The 19,130-nt window shown below is 69.0% G+C and carries 11 protein-coding genes; 4 read left to right on the top strand and 7 right to left on the bottom strand.

Translation table 11 applies throughout. The annotated features are described in order from the left end of the window. Positions 1–104: 104 nt before the first annotated feature. The 3 genes from R4823_RS13415 (at position 105) to R4823_RS13405 (ending at position 4,335) form a co-directional block, all read left to right on the top strand. Positions 105–1,832 (top strand): thiamine pyrophosphate-requiring protein, encoded by a 1,728-nt coding sequence (locus tag R4823_RS13415; protein WP_132978860.1) that lies wholly within the window; start codon positions 105–107, stop codon positions 1,830–1,832. Beyond that, positions 1,829–3,295, top strand: a complete 1,467-nt coding sequence (locus R4823_RS13410) for a benzaldehyde dehydrogenase (RefSeq protein ID WP_338618964.1) — start codon at positions 1,829–1,831, stop codon at positions 3,293–3,295. Before R4823_RS13415 ends, R4823_RS13410 begins: the two co-directional genes overlap by 4 nt. A gap of 74 nt (positions 3,296–3,369) precedes the next feature. Next, the gene (locus R4823_RS13405) at positions 3,370–4,335 is read left to right on the top strand and encodes a tripartite tricarboxylate transporter substrate binding protein (protein WP_132978862.1); all 966 of its coding nucleotides are present in this window, start codon (positions 3,370–3,372) and stop codon (positions 4,333–4,335) included. A 13-nt stretch (positions 4,336–4,348) separates the two neighbouring features. Here the strand turns inward: R4823_RS13405 and recD are convergent, their stop codons facing one another. The 5 genes from recD to R4823_RS13380 all read right to left on the bottom strand — a co-directional run bounded on the left by recD (position 4,349) and on the right by R4823_RS13380 (position 16,383). Then, positions 4,349–6,430 carry an exodeoxyribonuclease V subunit alpha gene (gene recD / locus R4823_RS13400; protein WP_087840169.1) on the bottom strand — a complete coding sequence of 694 codons (2,082 nt, stop codon included), beginning with the start codon at positions 6,428–6,430 and terminating at the stop codon, positions 4,349–4,351. Further along, positions 6,427–10,119, bottom strand: a complete 3,693-nt coding sequence (gene recB / locus R4823_RS13395; RefSeq protein ID WP_338618961.1) for an exodeoxyribonuclease V subunit beta — start codon at positions 10,117–10,119, stop codon at positions 6,427–6,429. The genes recD and recB overlap by 4 nt, the downstream gene beginning before the upstream one ends. Beyond that, the gene (gene recC, locus R4823_RS13390; protein ID WP_132978864.1) at positions 10,116–13,598 is read right to left on the bottom strand and encodes an exodeoxyribonuclease V subunit gamma; all 3,483 of its coding nucleotides are present in this window, start codon (positions 13,596–13,598) and stop codon (positions 10,116–10,118) included. The genes recB and recC overlap by 4 nt, the downstream gene beginning before the upstream one ends. A 56-nt stretch (positions 13,599–13,654) precedes the next feature. Next, positions 13,655–14,680 carry an extracellular solute-binding protein gene (locus tag R4823_RS13385; protein WP_132978919.1) on the bottom strand — a complete coding sequence of 342 codons (1,026 nt, stop codon included), beginning with the start codon at positions 14,678–14,680 and terminating at the stop codon, positions 13,655–13,657. A 77-nt stretch (positions 14,681–14,757) separates the two neighbouring features. Next, positions 14,758–16,383 (bottom strand): iron ABC transporter permease, encoded by a 1,626-nt coding sequence (locus tag R4823_RS13380; RefSeq protein WP_087840173.1) that lies wholly within the window; start codon positions 16,381–16,383, stop codon positions 14,758–14,760. Positions 16,384–16,466: 83 nt separating this feature from the next. Between R4823_RS13380 and R4823_RS13375 the strand changes: the two genes are divergently transcribed. Then, entirely contained in the window at positions 16,467–17,546 is a 1,080-nt protein-coding gene (locus tag R4823_RS13375; RefSeq protein ID WP_243724349.1) for an ABC transporter ATP-binding protein, read from the top strand. On the opposite strand, the gene R4823_RS13370 is transcribed toward R4823_RS13375, so the two are convergent. Together R4823_RS13370 and R4823_RS13365 are read right to left on the bottom strand one after the other, a co-directional pair. After that, positions 17,543–18,229, bottom strand: coding sequence for an ankyrin repeat domain-containing protein (locus R4823_RS13370; RefSeq protein WP_176400793.1), 687 nt, complete (start codon positions 18,227–18,229; stop codon positions 17,543–17,545). The two genes, R4823_RS13375 and R4823_RS13370, sit on opposite strands and share 4 nt — an antisense overlap. 95 nt (positions 18,230–18,324) lie before the next feature. Further along, a complete protein-coding gene (locus R4823_RS13365) occupies positions 18,325–19,095 on the bottom strand; it encodes a TatD family hydrolase (RefSeq protein ID WP_087840175.1) in 771 nt (256 codons plus the stop codon). Between the last annotated feature and the right edge of the window lie 35 nt (positions 19,096–19,130).

The following is a 19,130-nucleotide window of genomic DNA, read 5'->3' as shown; positions in this document are numbered from 1 at the left end:
AATACAACAAATAAACTTAAAAAATGACTACGGCAAGCCTACTATGAATTCCGACGCGGGCGCACGCCAGATGCGGCCGCCGCGAACATGGAGATACCGCAGTCATGACTTCCCGGGCAGTTGCCACCACTGCCGCGCGCCGCCTGCTGGAGCTTGCTGCCAGGCTGGGCGTGGATTACTTCTTCACCAACCTGGGCAGCGACCACCCGGCGTTCATCGAGGCCTTCGCGGCCATCGACGGCGAAGGCACCGCCATGCCCCGGATCGTCGTTTGTCCGCACGAGATGACCGCCCTCACCGCCGCCCACGGCTATGCCATGGTGACGCGCCGCCCGCAGATCGTGCTGGTGCACGTGGACGTCGGTACGCAGAACCTGGGTTGCAGCCTGCACAACGCCTCGCGGGGCCGTGTGCCCGCCATCATCGTGGCCGGTTTGTCGCCCGTGACCGTAAGCGGCGACCGCGCCGGCGCGCGCACCGAGTTCATCCACTACACGCAGGATGCTCCGCGCCAGCATGAAATCGCGGCGCAGTACATGAAGTGGACCTACGAATTGCGCGCACCCGAGATGCTGGACAACGTGCTGATGCGCGCGATACAGGTGGCGACCACCGCACCCGAAGGCCCGATCTATCTGACCGGCGCGCGGGAAGTCTGGGAAGGCCCGGCCGAGCCCCTGCCCGACGAGGCGCTTGAGCACTGGTCCCCTGCCCGTCTCGGCGGCTTGCGCGAGGAAGCCGTGGCGGAATTGCACGGGGCGCTGTCGCAAGCCCGGCGGCCCCTGGTGTTGACGACCTACCTGGGACGCAATCAGGCCGCCGTCGGCCGCCTGGTGGAATTATCGGAGCGGCTGGGCCTGCCGGTGGCCGAGATCGCGCCGCAGTACGTCAACTTTCCTGGCGAGCATCCGCACCATGCCGGTTACCGGCGCAATGCGCTGGTGGCCGACGCCGATCTCATCCTGATGCTGGACGTGGACGTGCCGTGGATCGTCTCGCGCACGGGCCCGGCCGCGGGCGCGCGTCTGTTTCACATCGATGCCGACCCGGTGAAGGAAGGCATGGGGTTCTGGCATTTCCCCGCGCACCGCAGCTATCTTGCCGACAGCGACTATGTCCTGCGGCAGTTGCTGGACTACGGCCGCGATCGCGCGGAACCGGTGCCGGCCGAGCGGCTGCGATGGATAGCCGAGGCGCGCCAGCGGGTGGCGGCCGCTCCCCTGCCCTCCCTATCCGTCAGGCAGGGCGGCATCACTGTCAGGCAGTTGACGGAAGCGGTGGGCGAACTGGTCAACGACCGCACGGTGATCGTGTGCGAAGAGCCTTCCGGAACCGAGACCATTCTATCGACGCTGCGGCTGAACCGGCCCGGTAGCTACTACGTCAACGGCGGCAGCGGCCTGGGCTGGGGCATCAACGCCGCCGTGGGTGTCAAGCTGGCGGATCCCGGGGCCGAGGTGATCGCGCTCAGCGGCGACGGAAGCTTCCTGTTCGGAGTGCCCAGCAGCACTTATTGGGTGGCGCAGACCTACGGCGCCCCCATTCTTACCGTCGTCTACAACAACCGGGGCTGGAATTCCCCCAAGGTCTCCACGAACCTGGTACATGCCCAGTCCACGGCGAAAAGCAGGGATCGCTACTGGATAACGGTAGCGGACGGCGCCCGGCTGGCGGACATAGCCGCCGCGGCGGGCGGCGCGGCGGCCTTTCGCGTCAGCGAAGGCCAGGCGCTGCGCGGCACGTTGCAGGAAGCGTTGGAAACCGTGCGGGCAGGCCGCAGTGCCGTCGTCGAAGTCATGCTTGATCCCATTTCCGAGCAGGTGCTGGCATGAGGACTCCGGACTTCCTGGATGCCGGGGCCTGGGCCGGCAAGCTGTTCCAGGGGGCATGGACCCCGGCCGATGGCCTGGCCTATGACGCGGTCGACAAGGCGAACGGTGCCCGCCTGGCGAGCCTGACGCTGGCGACGCCCGCCGCGCTGTCGGCATCGGCCCGCCAGGCCGCGCATGCCCAGCCGGCGTGGGCCGCCACACCGCACGAGGAACGGGCGGCGATCCTGCGCCGGGCAGCCGACTTGGTCGACGGCCATCGCGACGAAGCGGCGCAATGGATCATGCGCGAGACAGGCGCCATTCGGGCCAAGGCGGACATGGAGCTGCGCTCGGCCATGCTGACCCTCCACCAGGCTGCCTCGATGCTGGGCGAACCCCAGGGGTTGGTATTTCCTTCCGCCGCCGACAAACTGAGCTATGGCCGGCGTATTCCGCATGGCGTGGTGGGCGTGATCGCACCGTTCAATTTCCCGCTGACCCTGTCCATGCGCGCCGTGGCGCCTGCCCTGGCTACGGGTAATGCCGTCGTGCTCAAGCCGGACCCGCAGACAGCGGTCAGCGGCGGTCTTTATATCGCTCGCTTGTTCGAGGACGCCGGGCTGCCGGCCGGCCTGTTCCACGTACTGCCGGGTGGCGCCGAGGTGGGCGAGGCGATGTGCGTGGATCCGCTGGTCGGCATGGTGGCCTTCACCGGATCGACCGCCGCAGGCAGGCGCGTAGGGGCGCTGTGCGGCGAGCATTTGAAGAAAGTATCGCTCGAACTGGGCGGCAAGAATTCGCTGATCGTCCTCGACGATGCCGATCTGGAGCTCGCCGCCGGTTGCGCCGCGTTCGGCGCATGGATGCACCAGGGCCAGATCTGCATGGCCACGGGCCGCATCCTGGCCCACGAAAGCGTCGCCCGTCGCCTGGCCGATCTGCTGGCCGCCAAGGCCGGCAAGATGAAAACGGGCGATCCGCGGCAAGCGGGCGTGCGGCTCGGCCCCATGATCAATGCCCGCCAGCTCGAACGCGTCGACCAACTGGTCAAGCGCACGATCGCAGCTGGCGCGCGGCTGTGCGCGGGCGGCATGGCCGATCGCCCGTTCTATGCCGCCACGGTGCTGGATGGCGTGCGGCCGGGCATGCCGGCCTTCGACGAAGAAGTATTCGGACCGGTCGCCGTGGTGACGCCTTTCTCCTCGGACGAGGAAGCCGTTGCCCTGGCCAATCGTACCGACTACGGGCTGTCTGCCGCGGTCGTCTCGCGCTCGGTGGCTCGGGCAATGGCCTTGGGTCGCCGCCTGCGTACAGGGCTGTTGCACATCAACGATCAGACGGTGGCTGGCGATCCTCGCGTGCCCTTCGGCGGCGTCGGGGCCTCGGGGAATGGCGGCCGTATCGGCGGCCCCGCCAACTGGGACGAATTCACGCAGTGGCAGTGGGTCACCGTTCAGGACCGGCCCCCCGCCTACCCCTTCTGATCCATTACCCCGGCACCCGCCGGTTCATCCAGCCGTCCAGCCGTCGCAGAACGGCAAGGAGAGGAGACATTTCCATGAAATTCCAGGCTTACCCGTTGCTGGCAGCTTGCGCGCTGGCTTGTTCCACCTCCGCTGGCGCCGCCGATTATCCTTCGCGCCCGATCCGTATCGTGGTCGACTTCCCGGCCGGCGGTACCATCGATTCTCTTGCACGCATCGTCGGCCAGCGACTGGGCGATCGATGGGGGCAACCGGTGGTGGTCGAGAACCGCCCGGGCGCGGGTGGCAACATCGGTGCCCACGAGGTCTACGGGTCCGCACCCGACGGCTATACCCTGCTGGCCACGCCCCCTGGGCCGTTGTCGATCAACGAGTACCTGTACAAGGACCTGACCTTCAAACCCTCGTCCTTCGCGGCAATAGGCTTGTTGGCAGGCAGCCCCAACGCCATCACGGTCAAATCCTCGTTGCCGGTCAGATCGGTGCAGGAACTGATCGCCTACGCCAAGGCCCATCCCGGCAAGCTGACCTACGGCTCCCAGGGCAACGGTTCGACGTCGCACCTGACCGGACAGTTGTTCGCGACGATGTCGGGCACCTCGCTGGTCCACGTTCCCTACAAGGGCGAAGGTCCCGCGCTGACCGACCTGATGGCGGGCCGCGTCGATCTTTTCTTCGGGAACATTTCGGCCGTGCTCAAGCTGCGCGACACCGGCAAGGTGCGCATCATGGCGGTAGCCGACCACGCACGTACCGAGATCGCCTCCGATGTCCCGAGCGCCGCCGAATCCGGGTTTCCAGGCTTCGAGAGCAGTGCCTGGTTCGCGCTGATGGCGCCGCCGGGCACGCCGGCCCCCATCGTCGACAGGCTGAACGAGGCACTGGCGGCCATTCTGGCCGACGACGGCGTGAAGAAACGCTTCCTCGCACTGGGGGCCGAAGCCAGGTCCTCGACCCCGGAACAAGCCCAGGCGTTCATCGAGGCTGAGCGCGTACGGTGGAAAAAGGTCATCGTCGAAGCCGGCGTGACCATGGATTGATACGGCTTCAACCTCAGACCGACAATCCGCTGATGCGCCGCACCCGCCGGGCCACCGCTTCCTCCAGCACCCCCGGCGCCGTCTCCACCATCGTGAACCACGTCCGCGCGCGCGTCACGCCGGTATAGACCAGTTCCCGCGTAAGGATGGGACTGGTCCGATCCGGCAGCAGCAAGGCGGTGTGCGCGAATTCCGAGCCTTGCGATTTGTGGACGGTCATGGCGTAGACGGTTTCCACGGCGTTGAGCCGGCTCGGCAACGCGAAGCGCACGCCGTCGGTGCCGTCGCTGCGCGGGAAGGCCACGCGCAGCGCGGTGCCTTCCCCGTCGCCTTGCGGCACGCGCAGCGCGATGCCGATGTCGCCGTTCATCAGGCCCAGGGCGTAGTCGTTGCGGGTGACGAGGACGGGACGACCTTCGTACCAGCCCAGCTCCTGTTCGATCAGTCCGCGCGCGCATAACGCCCTCGCGATGCGCGCGTTGAGGCCTTCGACCCCCTGCTCTCCCTTGCGGACGGCGCACAACAGGCGGAAGGCGTCGAAGGCCGCCAGCACCCGGGCCGCCCAGCTTTCCCAGGCGGGATCGTCGCCCGGGATATCCGCGGCCGGACGGGTGCGCTGCATGACGTCCAGGTAGTGCGCATAGCCACAGGGTTTGCCGCGCGCGGAGGCCGGATGGCCATCCAGCAGCAGCCGGTCGAGCGCGTCCGGCCGGATGCCGCGCGTGTCATAGACGTCGGGATCGGGCGCGGCGGATTCTCGTTCCAGCACGGTTCGTACTTCCTGCGGCAGCCCGGCGTTGACCGCGCGGGCCAGTTGCCCGATGCCGCTGCCGGCGCCGAAGCGGCGCGAGCGGCGCAGCATGACGATCTGCTGCGCCATCGCATGGCGTTCGGCATCGCCGGGCGACAGCCCCGTGCCGGCCAGGCTTTCGCCGCTGGCTTGTTCGAGCCAGGCCAGGGTCTCGGGCGTGTAGTGGCCGGCATCGGCGTCGCGGCAGAGATCGCCCAGCACGGCGCCCGCCTCCACCGACGCGAGCTGGTCCTTGTCGCCCAGCAGGACCAGCCTGGCGTGAGGCGGCAAGGCGGCCATCAAGTGCGCCATCATTTCGACGTCTATCATCGACGCCTCGTCCACGACCAGCATGTCGATGAGCAAGGGATTACCGGCATGGTGGCGGAAATGGCGCGTGTCCGGCCGGCTGCCCAGCAGCCGGTGCAGCGTCGAGACTTCGGTCGGGATGGCCGCCCGGACAGCGTCGGAAACGGGAAGTCGTCCGACCTGTTCGGCGATGGATGCCGACAGGCGGGCCGCCGCCTTGCCGGTGGGCGCGGACAGCAGGATGCGCAGCGGCCGCCCCGCTTCTACCGCCGCCATCTGCAGCAGCGCGAGCAGGCGCACGACCGTGGTGGTCTTGCCGGTTCCCGGTCCACCGGTGACGATGCCGATGCGGCCCCGGGCGGCCAGCGCGCAGGCCAGCTTCTGCCAGTCGGGACCGCTGTCCGCGGCTTGGGTTTCGTCGAACAGCAACGCCAGCGATTGCGCGAGGTTCGGCGGTGTCTCGACCGGGTGCGCCAGGCGCTCCCGCAGGGCCTGGGCGATGCGTCGCTCGAAGTCCCAGTAGCGCCGCAGGTACAGGCGGCCGGCATCGAGCACCAGCGGCCGCCCCTCGTCGGTCGAGTCCGCCCTGGCGGCATCCGCCACCAGCGGGCTGCCGGCCAGCGCGGCCAGCCACGTCGCGGCATCCACGCCGGCAAGCAGGTCGGACGGCAGGCGCATCGAGGGCCCCATGTCGCCCTCAGGCGGCAGGGACAGCGCCTCGTCGGGCCGCTCCAGCGTCAGGGCCAGGTCCAGGCAGACGTGACCGTGCCCCAATTGATGACTGGCCAGCGCGGCGGCCACCGCCACCAGGGGCTGGGTATCGGGACGGCACTCGAGCAGGAAGCCGACGAAGGCGCGGTCCAGCCGCCGCAACCAGCCGCGCTCGACCCAGGCATCGAGCAGCCCGAGCAGCGATTCGCGGTCGCGCAGGTCCGGCGAAGCCTGCGGCGCGGGCGCATCGAACGGCAATTCGTAGTTCGAGGAAGCCCGGGTCATGTCTGTGCCTCCGCAACGCCGGCGAACAGGCGGTCGAGTTGCTCGATCAGTTCGCGCGGGGGGCGATCGAAGTACGCGCCGCGTGTCGGCGCCCGGGTGCCGCGCAGGAACAGGTACAGCGCGCCGCCCATGTGGCGGTCGTAGTCGTAGTCCGGCAGCCGCGCCGTCAACTGCCGGTGCAGCGCCAGCAGGTACAGCACGTACTGCAGGTCGTAGCGCTTGGCCAGGATCTCGCTTTCCATCGCGGCGGTGGTGTAGGCCGCGTCGGTCGCGCCCAGCCAGTTCGACTTGTAGTCGGCCACGTAATAGCGCCCCTGGTGTTCGAAGGTCAGGTCCATGAAGCCCTTGAACATGCCGTTGAGCATGGCCGGCTCCAGCCCGGGCCGCGCCGCGCCCGGCACGACGTGGCGCCGGACCAGCGCATCGATGCGCGCGACGTCGACGTGGCGGCTTTCGAACCAGAATTCCATTTCGACCCGGTAGGACTCGAGCTCCGCGAACCGGAAGCTCCGCCCCGCGCCCAGCGGCAGCCGTTCGGTCAGCACGCCCGACAGCCAGCGGCTCAGCGGCGTGATCCAGCTTTCCCAGCCGCGGCGGTTGCAGCGGCGCGCGACGGCGTCGGCCAGGCGGTCCGGATCGGCCGCGGCGGCGCCGAAGCCCTCCTCCCCTGCCCACTCGAACAGGCCGTGCAGGAAGGTGCCCGGTCCCGGCCCGCGCGGAAAGCGGTGCATGCCGGTGCCTGCCGGCGCGGCCAGCGTTTCGTCCGTGTCGGGAACGTCGTCGTCGAACAGCTTTTGCGCCTCGGGCGTCTCGGGGCTGGTGTCGCCGTGCAGGCGGGCCTCGCGCGCATCTTCGTCGCCGTCGGCCAGGCTGGCGACGCGCAAGGCGCTGTAGGAAGCGATCCACCACGGCTCGCCGGACTGGCGTCCGGGCGTGCGGTACACGGGTTCGGCGGGACCGTCGGCCTGCATGTCCAGGACGACGGTGTCCGGCCGTGGGGCCGGCACGGTGCGCAGCAAGGCCCCGGAAGGATCCAGGGCGCGCAGCACGGACTCCAGCCGGGCCGATCCCGCCAGCGGTTCGCCGCCACCGGCCAGATAGCCCAGCGCGCACAGCGGCCAACCCGATTCGGCGGCGCGGCCGCGCTTGAGGTCGGCCACGCCCAGCCAGCAGGCATGGCGCGCCCGCGTCAGCGCCACGTACAACAGACGCAGGTCTTCGGCCAGCCGCTCGCGGTCGGCCAGCGCCTCCTCGGCCTCGCCGGGCGCGATGCTGACGACCAGTCGGCCGGATTCGTCGTGATAGCGCAGCGGCGGGCGGGTACGGTCGGCGGGCCGGAATGAGCAGGCGAACGGCAGGAAGACCAGCGGATATTCCAGCCCCTTGGACTTGTGGACCGTCACGACCTTGAGCAACTGGGCATCGCTTTCCAGCCTCAGGATCTGGGCTTCGTTGGCCTGGCCGTCCTGCGCCAGGTGCTCCGCCAGGTGGCGGATCAGGGCCTGCTCGCCGTCCAGTTCGCCGGCCGCCTGTTGCAGCAGTTCGGCCAGGTGCAGCAGGTTGGTCAGGGCGCGTTCGCCGTCCGCGCGCCGGGCCAGCGCCGCCGGCAGCCCGAAGTCGTCCATGAAGCGCCGCAGCATGGGCAGCACGCCCTGGCGCCGCCACAGGTCGCGGTAGCCACGGAAACGCAGCACCCAGGACTCCCAGAAGCGCTCGTCGCGGTTCAGCCGGTCGAGCTCGGCCAGCGGCCGGTCCAGCGTCGCGCTGGCCAGCGCCGCGCGCAGCTTGCGGTCGTCGTCGGGTTCGGCGCAGGCATGCAGCCAGCGCAGCAGGTCGGCGGCTTCCTGGCCGTCGAACACCGAGTCCTTGTCCGACAGGTAGACGCTGCGCACGCCGCGTTCGGCCAGCGCGGAACGGATGGCATGGGCCTCGCCCATGTCGCGCACCAGCACCGCGATGTCGGCGGGCGCGAGGCCGCGGATCGCGCCGTCTTGCAGGAAGCCCGTGTTCCCCGCCCGGCCGCCGGCCAGCAGGCGGACGATCTCGGTGGCGCAGGTGGCGGCCATGGCCGCGCGGTAGGCGCCGCCGGCGATGGGCGCGTCCTGGTCGGCCAGCCAGAAGGTCAACGGCGCGGCGGGCGCGCCGTCCGTGACCAGGGACTCCGCCCTGCCCTGCGCCGCTACCGGCACGAAGGGCAGCGGGTCGTCGCCGCCGCGCCGGAACAGGAAGGCGCCCTGCCCGTCCGGCCGGTTCTCGGCAGTCTCGAATACGGCGTTGACCGCGGCGACCATGCCGGCGCTGGAGCGGAAGTTGGTGCCCAGCGTGTAGTGGCGGCCCGCGGTCGCCCGGCGGGCGCGCAGATAGGTATGGATGTCGGCGCCGCGGAAGGCGTAGATGGCCTGCTTGGGATCGCCGATCATCAGCAGCGCGCAATCGTCGGAGTCGTCGGCGACGCGGTAGACGCGGTCGAAGATCCGGTACTGGACGGGATCGGTATCCTGGAATTCGTCGATCAGCGCCACCGGGAACTGGGCGCGGATGACCTGGGCCAGCCGATCGCCGTTCTCGCCGCGCAGCGCCGCATCCAGGCGGGTCAGCATATCGTCGAAACCCATTTCGGCGCGGCGCCGCTTTTCCTCGTCGAAGCGGATCCGCACCCGATACGCGGCGTGCGCCAGCATGTCGGCATCGGCCGATGGCAGTCGGGCAAGCAGGCGCGGCAGGTCGACCATGGCATCCAGCGCGGGATGGTCGATGCGATGGCCGGCCTCGCAGATCTCGGCCATGCCGGCCGGAGTCAGGCGCTGGAATCCCGTTCCCAGGTCCAGGATTTCCAGCGCGGGATCGGACGCCCAGGCGGACAAGCGGTCGAACCAGGGGCCGTACCAGCGTGCCTGGAACTTGCGGGCGTTGACGCGCTTGGCGGCGCAGGCCGCATCGCACAGTGCGCGCAATTCCTGGCTCCAGGCGGTCCACGGAGCTTTCAGCTGGGCGAGCGCCGCGGCGCGGCGGGCACGGGCACTGGCGTAGATGTCCGCCAAGGTGCCGGGGATGTCGCGTGGCGATGCATGGGCCAGCAAAGGCGAAATCCGCCGCCGCAAGGCATCGGGGGTGATCCAGTTCGTCGACACCCAGTCCAGCGTCTCGTCCCGCAATGCATAGCAATGTTCGCGCCAATAGTCGCGCACGACCTCGGCCAGGAGGTCGGTATGGTCGGTTTCCAGTGTCTGCGTGAACAGGCTGCCGCTGTCGAAGGCGTGTTCGCGCAGCATGCGCTGGCACCAGCCGTGGATGGTGGACACCGCGGCCTCGTCCATCCATTGCGCCGCCACGTCCAGCTTGCTGGCGCAGGCGGGCCAGTCGGCCTCGGGGTAGTCGCCACGCAAAGCAGCGATCAAGGTATCCGGCGCCTCGGTTTCCTCGCGGAAATAGCGTGCGGACTCCGCCAGCCGGGCGCGAATGCGGTCACGCAGTTCCTGGGTGGCGGCATCGGTGAAGGTCACGACCAGGATCTCGGGCGGCAGCAGCTCGCGGCCGAAGGCGCTCTCGCCACCATGCCCCAGCACGAGTCGGACGAACAGCGCGGAAATGGTGAAAGTCTTGCCCGTGCCGGCGCTGGCCTCGATCAGGCGGCTGCCACGCAGCGGCAGGGTCAGTGCCAGGTCGCGTGTCGGGGACCAAGCGCTCATGCCCGCTCTCCCCCGGTTTTCCTCTCGGTACGCGCCGGCCGGGCCGTTTCGAACAGCGGCAGATACAGCGTCCGGGCCCAGGAACCGAACTCCTCGTCCGACCACAAGGCCTGGAAGTCCGGGAACTGGCGCATCAGATAGGGATTGCAGTCGACCTCGCCGGGCATGGTGGGCCCGCCCTCGTAGGTCTTGCGCGCCTGCTCGTATGCCGCCGCCTCGTCCGGCAGCGCGGCCAGCCACGCGAACGCCGTGCGCACGGCCACCGGCGGCGGAAGGCGCATGCCGGCGTCCCAGGCGTCGATCAGGTCGCCCAGCCAGGCCCGCGCCTCGCTTTCGGCCACGGGCGGCAGGCTGAATTCGCCGTCGGTGGCGACCAGCACGGTGTGCAGGGACAGCCCCGTCGCATTGCCGGCCAGATGCGCCACCCAAGGCCGGATCAACCGATGCCATCGTGGCAGGCGCGCGGCCACGCCCAGCTCGCCGGGAATGGCCTCGAGCCAGAGGTGCCCGCCGTCGTCGTTGCGCCGCAGTCCGCCCAGCCAGCCCTGCAACGAGATCTCGCCATGCCGGAACTCCACCGCGGCCGGCACCTCGCATGCCAGCGGCCAGCGCGCGCGCCACTCCCGATGCCGCGCCAGCACGTCGGGCAGCGGCGCGATCAGCGCCTGCGCCACGCGTTCGCCGAATCCGGCCAGCGGCAGCTCGCCGCCGCGCGCCAACATCCTGGCCGTCGCGTGCAGCCTGTCCAGGGCCTCGTCGGCGTCGTCCGCGGACAAGCCGGCCAGCAACAAGCGCTCGCTCAACTGGTAATGGGTCAGGCCGTCGAGCGCGAAGGGTTCTTCGTCCTCCGCCGCCTCTTCGGCATCGTCGAAATGGATCTTCAGCCGCTGGTTGAAGAAGGCCCGCAGCGGGTCTCGGGCATAGGCCTGCAACTGCGCCAGTTCCAGGACGGCGCCGGCCGGGGGCGGCGGCAGGGCCTGCGGCATGGGCGCCCCGGACGCCCGGGGCTCGTGCATCACCGCCCATTCCCGCGCATAGGTGAACAGCCGCCCCGAGCGCGAGGCGAAATAGCGCGGGCTGAAAGGCTGCAGCGGATGGACCGTGGTCAGGCCGTCCAGCAGGTCCGCGCCGTCCTGGCTTTTCCAGCCCGCGGCAAGATGGTCGCGCAATTGCGCCACCAGCACGGAAGGCGGCCGCTCGGCGTTGTCGCGTACGCTGCGGCCGACCCAGCTCACGTACAGCGCGTCGCGCGCCGACAGCAGCGCCTCGAGCAGCAGATAGCGGTCGTCCTCGCGGCGCGAACGGTCGCCCGGCCGGTAGTCGGCGCGCATCAGGTCGAAATCGGGCGGCGTCTGGACCCGGGGATAGTCGCCGTCGTTCATGCCCAGCAGGCAGACGACGCGGAACGGGATCGCCCGCATCGGCATCAGGGTGCAGAAGTTGACCGACCCTGCCAGGAAGCGCTGGTTCAGGCGGCTGCGATCCAGGTCGCCCAGCCAGGCCTCGCGCACCACCACCAGCGGCAACGTTTCCTCCAGGCCGACGCGCTCGCACACCTCCAGCCAGTCGTCCAGCAACTGCGACAGGCTGGCCAGCGCGGCTTCCTCGCGCTCGGTCGTCGGCGTGAAGAGATCGGCCATCAGGGTCCGCAGCCGGAATCCCCAGGCCTGGGGCGCGGCCGGCGTCGCCAGGGCGGCGCGGATGCGTTCCAGGCTCTCCAGCAAGGCGTCCAGCGATCCGACCAGCGCCGCGTCCAGGCCGCCCACTTCGTCATAGGGTTCGATGCCCTCGAACGCCGGCGCGGCGCCCACCGCGTAGCCCAGCAGCATGCGGCGCAGGCCGAAGCGCCAGGTGTTCTGCTCCATGCCCCCGGGCAGGCCCAGGCTGGCGCGCTGGCCCGCGTCCACGCCCCAGCGCACGCCCGCCCCGGCGATCCAGCGATGCAACTGCGGCAGGTCGCTTTCGCGCAGGCCGAAGCGCTGGCGCACGGCCGGCACGTCCAGCAGGTCCAGTATCTCGCTGACCGCGAAACGGCTCTCGGGCAGCCGCAGCAGGTGCTCGACCGCGATCAGCAGCGGCTCGCGGCCGCGCTGCCCCTGATCGGCCAGCGTATAGGGAATGTGGCGGCGGTCGCGCGGATCGATCTGGCCGAACACTGCCCGGATGTGCGGCGCGTAGGCATCGATGTCCGGCACCATGACGATGACGTCGCGCGGCCGCAGGCTGGGGTCGGCATCGAAGCGGGCCAGGAGCTGGTCGTGCAGGATCTCGACCTCGCGCTGCGGGCTGTGGGCGATGTGGAAACGGATGGAGGCGTCGGTCTCGACGTCCACCGGCGGCCATTGTTCCCGCGTTTCCTCGAGCGAGCGCAGATTGAGGATGTCGTCCTGGACCTGGGCCAGCAGGTGCTCGGCGGGCGGTTCGCTGAACAGGTCGATGCGGCGGTCGCTGATGGAAGCGAAATGCTCCTGGTAGCGCTCGGGAATGTCGTAGGTATCGAGCAGGTGGATGTAGTCGCGGCCCTGTTTGCCCCAGGCCGCCAGCAGCGGATTGCCGAAGCGGTGCATGGCCTGCGCGTCCGGCGCCGCGGGCATGCCAGGCTTGCGCTGGTGCCGCCGGTACTGGTGGCGCAGCAGGTCCTGGTCGGCGACGATGTCGGTCCAGTGATGCTGGCAGGGATTATGGACGCACAAGAGGACCTGGCAGAACTTGGACAGTGCCGCCAGCGCCTCCAGCGACTGCGCCGGCATGGACGAGATCCCGAATACGATCACCCGGCGCGGCAGGTCCCGCGGCGGCGCATCGGCCTCGGCCAGCCGCGCCAGGAAGCGCCGGTGCACGCGCGCCCGGCTCTGGATCACGCCATCGTCGCCCACGTCGGCCAGCACCGCGCGCCACAAGGCGGCCTGCCAGCGGTCCTCCGCGCCGAGCGGCACGGTGCCGCGCCGCGATGTCCGCAGCACGTCGCGCCCATGCTCCCAGTCGTCCAGCCAATCGGCGCGGTACACCTGGTACTGGTCGAACAGGTCCGCCAGCCGCTCGGCCAGTTGATGGCGCTTGCGCATGCTGTCGTCGTCGGCCAGGAAGCGCCGCAGCGGCAGGAACACCTCGTCGCCCAGCACCTGCGGCAACAGGCGCAGCAGACGCCAGGTCAAGCCGTTGCGGTCGAGCGAAGATGTTTCGGGAAGCAGGTCCTTGCCCAGCACCGCGCGGTAGGCCTGCCAGAGAAAGCGCGCCGGCAGTTGCACCGCCACCGCCGCCGCGATCCCGCAGCCTTGCGCCCCCGCCTCGTCCGGATCGGCCGCCAGGGCGAACTTCAGCCACTGCGCGATGCCGTTGCTCTGCACCAGGATGATTTCGTTCTCGAGCGGCGCCAGCGGATACCGCTTCATCCATGACACCGCCAGCCCGCGCAGTTCCTCCAGCCGATTGCCGTGGACGACCATGAAACCGGGAGCGAGCGGCGAAGAAGCGGGCATGCGCGAACAATGAGAATGGGGGGCGATCCCCCCATTCTACAGAGCGGCAGGAACGATCAACGGTATCCGGTACGGTCCAGGATCTTTTGGGCCGTGACCTGGTTGCGGCCGATCGCGCCGATCGACACCGTCTCGGCCTTGAACGGACCCAGCGCTTCCAGCGCGGCGTTGTCGGTCTTGACCGACCGCACGGCCGGCCACTCGTTGTTGCCCGCGGCAAAATAGTTCTGCGCCTTGTCGCTGGCCAGGTATTCCAGGAACTTGATCGCGGCTTCCTTGTGCGGCGCATGGCGGGCCACCGCGCCGCCGGCGACGTTCATGTGCACGCCCTGCCCCGCCTGGTCGGGCCACAGGAAGCCGATCTTGGCGATTGCGGCCTTGTCCTCGGGCTTGTCGGACCGGGCCATGCGCACGTAGTAGTAGTTGTTGGTCAGCGCGACGCCGCATTCGCCCGAGGCCACGCCCTTGATCTGGTCGGTGTCGCCGCCCTGCGGGCTGCGCGCCATGTTGGCCACCATGCCCTGGGCCCACTTCTCGGCCGCGGCCTCGCCGTTGCGCTCGATCAGCGAGCCCAGCAGGGACAGCATGTAGGGGTGGGAGCCGGACCGCGTGCAGACCTTGCCCTTGTTCTTGGGGTCGGCCAGCTTTTCGTAGGTATCGACGTCCGCCGGGTTGACGGTCGCCTTGTTGTAGACGATGACGCGGGCGCGCGTGGAGAAACCGAACCATTGCGGGTCCTTGCCCGGTTCGCCGCCTTGCAGGTTGGCGGGAATGCGCTCGGCCAGCACCTTGGAGCTGACCGGCTGGAACAGGCCGTCGGCCTCGGCGCGCCACAAGCGCGCGGCGTCGACCATCAGGATCACGTCGGCCGGGCTCTTGGCGCCCTCGCTCTTCAGGCGCTCGACCAGCGCGGCATCGCCGGCCTCGATGCGGTTGATCTTGATGCCGGTCTGGTCGGTGAATCCCTTGTAGAGCAGCTCGTCCGTCTGATAATGGCGGGCGGAATAGATGTTCAGTTCCTGCGCGTGGGCGCCGGCGGAGACGGCCAGCAACGCGGCGGTCAGCAGGGAAAGCTTGAGCATGGACGAGGCCTCGGGATAAGGTCGAGTTGGCAACGAGATGGGAATTATTGTCATTCCCATCTCTCCCGTCAAATCTTTCAGCTTTTCGTAAGCTTGTCCCGCCGGGAAATGGCCCGGGCCAGCACGATCACCGGCAGCAGGCCGGCCAGCACGATGGTCAGGGCCGGGACGGCGGCCTCTCCCAACCGTTCGTCCGCCGCCAGGTGGTCGGTGATGACGGCCAGGGTGTCGAAGTTGAACGGCCGCAGCACCAGGGTCGCGGGCAGCTCCTTCATCACGTCCACGAACACCAGCAAGGCGGCGGTCAGCAGGCTGCGCCGCAACAGCGGCTGGTGCACACGCGCCAGCAGTTCCCAGGTCCCCGCCCCCAGGCTGCGCGCGCTGGCATCCAGGGACGGCGTGATCTTGGCCAGCCCCGCCTCCGTCGTTTGCAGCGCCACCGCCAGGAAGCGGACCAGGTAGGCATAGACCAGCAGCGTCAGCGTGCCGGTCAGCGTGCCCTGGAACGACCATCCCCACGCCTCCAGCCGGCCGTCCAGCGCGCCCACCAGGATCAACAGGCCCACCGCCAGCACCGCGCCGGGCACCGCGTAGCCCATGCCCGCCACGCTGTTGGCGGCGCGCACCAGCCGCCCGGGCGCCAGGCGGGCGGCGTAGGCCAGCCCGAGCGCCAGCACCACGGCCAGCACCGAGGTCGTGGCCGCCAGCCGCAGGGTATTGCCCAGCCACATGGCATAGCGGTTCCAGTCGATGACGTGGAAATCCTGGGCGGCGAACCGCAGCATGATGGCCACGGGCAGCAGGAATCCCAAGGTCAGCGGTACGAGGCATACCAGGTTGGCCCAGACCGCCCGGCGGCCCGACAGCCGGCGCGGCGCCTGCTCGTGGCGCTGGGCGCCCGCGTGAAAGCGCAGGCGGGTCCGGCTGCGGCGCTCCAGCCAGACCAGCACGAACACGAAGGCCAGCAGGGCCGACGCCAGCTGGGCCGCGGCGATGCGGTCCCCCATGGACAGCCAGGCCCGGTAGATGCCGGTGGTGAAGGTCTGCACGCCGAAGTACGACACCGCGCCGTAGTCGGCCAGCGTCTCCATCAGCACCAGCGTGATGCCGGCCACGGCCGCGGGCCGCGCCAGCGGCAGCACCACCGCGAAGAAAGCCCGCGCCGGGCCGCAGCCCAGCGTGCGCGCGGCCTCGGACAGGCGCGGGCTGCGCTCGAGGAAGGCCGTGCGCGTCAGCAGGTAGACGTAGGGATAGAACGCGAAGATGAAGACCAGCGCCGCCCCGTACCACGACCGGATGGCCGGGAACCATGGCAGCCGGGGCTGACCGGTCAGGTCCCGCAGCAGGGTCTGCACCGGCCCCGAGAACTGGAAGAAGTCGGTGAAGGCATAGGCCATGACATAGGTCGGCATGGCCAGCGGCAGGATCAGCGCCCATTCGTAGACGCGCCGCCCGGGGAAATCGTGGGCCGCCACGACCCAGGCGGTGGCGACGCCCACGACGGCGGCGCCCGCGCCCACGGCCGCCATCAGCAGCAGCGAGGTGGCGACATAGCCCGGCAGCACCGTGCCGGCCAGGTGGGCAAGGATGTCCCGGGCGCCGGCGTCGGCGTTCGACACCGACCACAGCAGGCTGACGATGGGCAAGGCGATGAAGGCGGCCACGGCGGCGGCCGGCCAGGAAAGCGCGGTGCGTCGGTGCATCGGATACCAGGACAAATCGACGGACGACGCGGGCGCGAAGGTCCGCCTGGCGTTGGCGGCAAGCAGGAATACGAATTATATTCATGCGCTTGCGCAATCCGTCCGCCCCCATGCCCCACCCTCACCTGCAGCTCGATCACGTCCGCCTGGGCTATCGCATGCCGACCGGCATGCACGTCGTCGTCGACGACCTGTCGCTGGCCCTGCACGAAGGCCGCATCGGCTGCCTGCTGGGGCCATCGGGCTGCGGCAAGAGCACGGTGCTGCGCGCGATCAGCGGTTTCGAACCCCTGCTGGCCGGAAGCATCGCGCTGCACGGCGAAGTCGTCGCCACGCCGCGCCGCAGCCTGGCCCCCGAGAAACGCCGGGTGGGTGTCATGTTCCAGGACTACGCGCTGTTCCCTCACCTGTCGGTGGAAGACAACGTCGGTTTCGGCCTGCGGCGCGAACCGGCCGCGGCCCGCGCCGCGCGGGTAAAAGGGCTCCTGTCCCTGGTCGGCATGGCCTCGCTGGGCGGCAAGTATCCGCACGAGCTGTCCGGCGGCCAGCAGCAGCGCGTGGCGCTGGCCCGCGCGCTGGCGCCACGCCCCGAACTGCTGCTGCTGGACGAGCCCTTTTCCAGCCTGGACGTGGACCTGCGCGAGCGACTGGCCGGCGAAATACGGGACATCCTGAAGGAGGCCGAGGCGACTGCGATCCTGGTGACGCACGACCAGGCCGAGGCTTTCGCGATGGCCGACGAGATCGGCGTGATGGAGCAAGGCCGGATCGTGCAGTGGGGCAAGGCCTACGATCTTTATCACCACCCCGCCACGGCGTTCGTGGCCGGCTTCATCGGCGCCGGCGTGCTGGTGCCGGGCCGGCCGACAGGCAACGGCAGCATCCGGCTTGAATTCGGCGATATCGATGCGCCCGGCCCTGTTTCCACGAACGGCGATGTCCGGGTCCTGCTGCGGCCCGACGACCTGCTGGCCGACGCCGACAGCCCCATCCGGGCGCGGCTGGTCCACAAGGTCTTTCGCGGCCCGGGCTACCTGTACACCTTGCGCCTGCCCTCGGGCAGCGAAGTGCTGGCGCAGATGCCCCGCGAGGACGGGCATCGCATGGGCGACGAGATCGGCATCCGCCTGCGGACGGGCAGCCTGCCCGCCTTTCCCGCTTAGCGGCGCTGCTGCTGTTGCCGGCGCTGGCGGTCCTGGTTCAGGCGTTCGACCAGGTTGTTGGCCAGTATCGTGTTGCCCGCGTCCCGGCCGACATCCACGGCGTTCTTGCCCTCGGCATTGCGGACGTAGCCATCCGCCCCTTCGTCCAGCAGCAGCTTCACCGTCGAAGTATGGTCGTAGCGCATGGCCATCATCAGGGGCGTCATCTTCCCGGGCGATTCGGCGTCGATGTAGGCATAGTGCTCCAGCAGCACGCGCACCGCGTCGTCGTTGCCCTTGGATGCGGCGTAGTGCAGCGCCGTCCAGCCCTCCTGGTTGACCTCGGCGCCGCGCTCGATCAGTTTTTCCATCCGCGCGGCCTCGCCCCGGATGGCCAGGTACATCAGCGGCGTCTCGCGCAGCCGGTTCTGGCGATTCACGTCGATGCGCTTGTCGGCCAGCAGGACGTCATAGACGCCCCAGGCCTCTTCCTTGATGGCTTCGAGCAGCGGCGTATTGCTGGCGGCATTCGGCATGTTGGGATCCATGCCCCGCGCGAGCAGCGTTTTGACCGTGGACGCGCGGTCGTTGCGGATGGCGATCCAGAAATCCTCTTCCGCGCCTGCCTGCGCCGCCGAGAACGCGGTCAGCCAGCACCACAGCAACAGGAACCCCCATCCGCGCCGCGCCCACGAGCCAAACATAATGCGTTTCCTTATATTTGCTTTCCAAGCCATTGATTGAAAAGCTTTTTTCTTCAACATCGAACAGCTGGATTAAAGTTATTTCTAACTTTAAGTTAACGCTGTATATCTTTGAATAGATTGAAAAAATTCTTGGTCGACGCTTCCGCCACCGCTTCGACCGTGATGCCCCGCAGGTCGGCGATCTTCTCGGCGACGTGGATCACCTTGGACGGGTCGTTCAGCTTGCCCCGGTGGGGTACGGGCGCCAGGTATGGCGAATCGGTTTCGATCAGGATCCGGTCCAGCGGGATGTTGCGGGCCACTTCCTGCAGTTCCCGCGCATTCTTGAAGGTGACGATGCCCGAAAAGGAGATGTGGAAATTCATCGCGATGGCCGCGTCCGCCACTGCCTGGGATTCGGTGAAGCAATGCATCACGCCGCCGACTTCCGCCGCCCCCTCTTCTTCCATGATGCGCAGCGTATCTTCCGCCGCCGAGCGGGTGTGGATGATCAGGGGTTTGCCGGTCCGCCGGGCGGCACGGATATGGTTGCGGAAGCGGTCGCGCTGCCAGGTCAGGTCACCCGTCAGCCGGTAGTAGTCCAGCCCGGTTTCTCCTATCGCGACGACCTTCGGAGTCGCCGCCAGCTCGACCAATTGCTCGACCGTGGGGTCGGGGGTGTCCTCGTAGTCGGGGTGCACGCCCACCGAGGCCCAAAGATTGTCATGGCCCCGCACCAGCTCCATCAGCCGAGGCCAGTCGGGCAGGTTCACGCTGACGCACAGCGCCTGGGCGACGTGGTTGCCGCGCATGCGCTCGAGGATCTCGGGCAGTTGCGCGGCCAGTTCGGGAAAATCCAGATGGCAATGCGAATCGACGAACATGGGAAAGGAAGACGGTAAGGCTGCGGAATCCATAG

It is taken from the genome of Pigmentiphaga sp. CHJ604, assembly GCF_036972535.1.
GTDB lineage: Bacteria > Pseudomonadota > Gammaproteobacteria > Burkholderiales > Burkholderiaceae_B > Pigmentiphaga > Pigmentiphaga daeguensis.
Note: the sequence above shows the minus strand (reverse complement) of the source record. Positions and strands in the feature narration are given on the sequence as shown.

Bases quoted from the DNA above. Each gene is read 5' to 3' on its own strand.
- R4823_RS13370 (WP_176400793.1), bottom strand. From the start codon at position 18,229: ATGTTTGGCTCGTGGGCGCGGCGCGGATGGGGGTTCCTGTTGCTGTGG.
- R4823_RS13415 (WP_132978860.1), top strand. From the start codon at position 105: ATGACTTCCCGGGCAGTTGCCACCACTGCCGCGCGCCGCCTGCTGGAG.
- R4823_RS13405 (WP_132978862.1), top strand. From the start codon at position 3,370: ATGAAATTCCAGGCTTACCCGTTGCTGGCAGCTTGCGCGCTGGCTTGT.
- R4823_RS13365 (WP_087840175.1), bottom strand. From the start codon at position 19,095: ATGTTCGTCGATTCGCATTGCCATCTGGATTTTCCCGAACTGGCCGCG.
- R4823_RS13375 (WP_243724349.1), top strand. From the start codon at position 16,467: ATGCGCTTGCGCAATCCGTCCGCCCCCATGCCCCACCCTCACCTGCAG.
- recC (WP_132978864.1), bottom strand. From the start codon at position 13,598: ATGCCCGCTTCTTCGCCGCTCGCTCCCGGTTTCATGGTCGTCCACGGC.
- R4823_RS13385 (WP_132978919.1), bottom strand. From the start codon at position 14,680: ATGCTCAAGCTTTCCCTGCTGACCGCCGCGTTGCTGGCCGTCTCCGCC.
- R4823_RS13380 (WP_087840173.1), bottom strand. From the start codon at position 16,383: ATGCACCGACGCACCGCGCTTTCCTGGCCGGCCGCCGCCGTGGCCGCC.
- recD (WP_087840169.1), bottom strand. From the start codon at position 6,430: ATGACCCGGGCTTCCTCGAACTACGAATTGCCGTTCGATGCGCCCGCG.
- R4823_RS13410 (WP_338618964.1), top strand. From the start codon at position 1,829: ATGAGGACTCCGGACTTCCTGGATGCCGGGGCCTGGGCCGGCAAGCTG.
- recB (WP_338618961.1), bottom strand. From the start codon at position 10,119: ATGAGCGCTTGGTCCCCGACACGCGACCTGGCACTGACCCTGCCGCTG.